Raw genomic sequence first — 1,553 nt, forward strand, 5'->3', positions numbered from 1 at the left:
TGTTGATTCCTTGGTCAAAGGCGTAGAGAGTATCCTCACTAGAAATGTGTCCCCCACCACCTAATCCCAGACAGCTGACGGTTAAGTCAGTGCGTCCCAGTTTGCGGTAAAAAGGTAAATCTGACTTTGGGAATTTAACTCTAGCAGAAACCGTTTCTTTAGCAGGGGATGGGGTCACGGTGCTGGTCAGATCAGTTAGCTTCATAACTCTAAGGGAGTATAGATGTCTTCAGATTTGGCATTTAGGTAGCACTGCTGCAATTCAATCTCCAACAGGGAGAATTCTTGGAGAATTGCTGCCACGCGAGCTTCTGGAGAATCGTCCCCTTTGTAGTGAGCTTCCAATAAGCCATTAGCAACAATTTGACAGCGGTTCATACCGAAACTTTCTTGGTCAGCAAATTTCTGGTCTGGTTCTTCCGCTAACCCCAATCCTGGCGCTAGGAATTTGGTGAACAGAGGTACTTCTGGCTTAAAATGAGATTGGTGTTCTGTATAAACCTTCTGAAGCACTAACCGCACTGCTTCATAGTCGTTGTTGTCAAAGTAGAGTACTCCTGAGTCGTAGCGGTTGTAATCCTCAGGATGATAGAGAACCTTAAAAGAGAATGGCACCGAGATTTGATTTAACTGTTGCGTCAGGCTACCCATTACCGCCACTGCACCTTCAGCGGTTAAGTTGAAGTAGATGCGGACAATTTCTCCTTCACTATCTGGATTCCCATAGTCATACATACCGAGATTACCGACTGCCATATAGAATCCGTTTTGTACCAGATTCGGAGGTAGCAACACCGCAACTTCCTCCCCAACAGCGGGAGATTGTGCTTCTGGTTGTAAATGCTCCTTCGGCTCGATATGTAGAGTTAAACCCCCCTTATTTACTGCCAGAGTGCCATCACTTTCTTGCCTTAGCACCAACCAATCGGGATCAAAGTAGCCCTCACCAGTATTGCTTTCATCTAATCGTTGGTAGAATTTTAAATCTATCCCCAGGAAAGTATTGTTTTCTAAATTTTGGTGCAGTGTCAGGTCATCTGAATCGCCATTGAGGGCTAGATCATCTTTTAGAGAACCGTTGTAGTAAATCCCGTAGAGAAAACTCCGCAGTTGCAAACTCAGATACTTTTTTTGCAATTCTAAGGGCAATTGCCCAAAGCGTTCTGCTACCTCAGCTGGAAGTTCCAAGGGTTCGTAATCTTGATGGCGAATAGAGAAGTTGGACTTCTGGATCTCAAGCTGGTTGACAATGTTTTCTAGTGCAGTTCGCAGCTGCTCCGGTACAGCATCTGGCAGTTGATTTGGTAGTGATTCAAGTAATTGCATAGTTTTTTGGTTTTAAAATTGTAAATTGTTATAGGAAAGGGAATAGGGAGTAGGGAGTAGGGAGTCGGGAGTCGGGAGTCGGGAACAAAAATTATCACAATTCCTACACGGATCCCTATACAGCGTTTTTCATAACTATGAGGTACACAGGATTTTTTCCCGATTCCCGATTCCCGATTCCCGATTCCCTGTTCCCTACCTTGACTTTAATCTTGGTGCAAGATCTA

At 44.5% G+C, this 1,553-nt stretch carries 3 protein-coding genes; all 3 read right to left on the minus strand.

The genetic code is table 11. From position 1 onward, the window contains the following. The coding region (locus F6K53_RS41440) for a hypothetical protein (RefSeq protein ID WP_366511436.1) at positions 1-205 on the minus strand (205 nt) is incomplete at its 3' end. Continuing rightward, complete coding sequence (locus tag F6K53_RS41445) at positions 202-1,326, minus strand: T3SS effector HopA1 family protein (RefSeq protein ID WP_293086191.1); 1,125 nt, start codon at positions 1,324-1,326, stop codon at positions 202-204. The genes F6K53_RS41445 and F6K53_RS41440, both read right to left, overlap by 4 nt. Then, positions 1,257-1,424 (minus strand): hypothetical protein, encoded by a 168-nt coding sequence (locus F6K53_RS41450; protein ID WP_293058205.1) that lies wholly within the window; start codon positions 1,422-1,424, stop codon positions 1,257-1,259. The genes F6K53_RS41445 and F6K53_RS41450 overlap by 70 nt, the downstream gene beginning before the upstream one ends. Positions 1,425-1,553 lie beyond the last annotated feature (129 nt).

Source organism: Moorena sp. SIO4A1 (assembly GCF_010672065.1).
In the GTDB taxonomy this organism is placed as follows: domain Bacteria; phylum Cyanobacteriota; class Cyanobacteriia; order Cyanobacteriales; family Coleofasciculaceae; genus Moorena.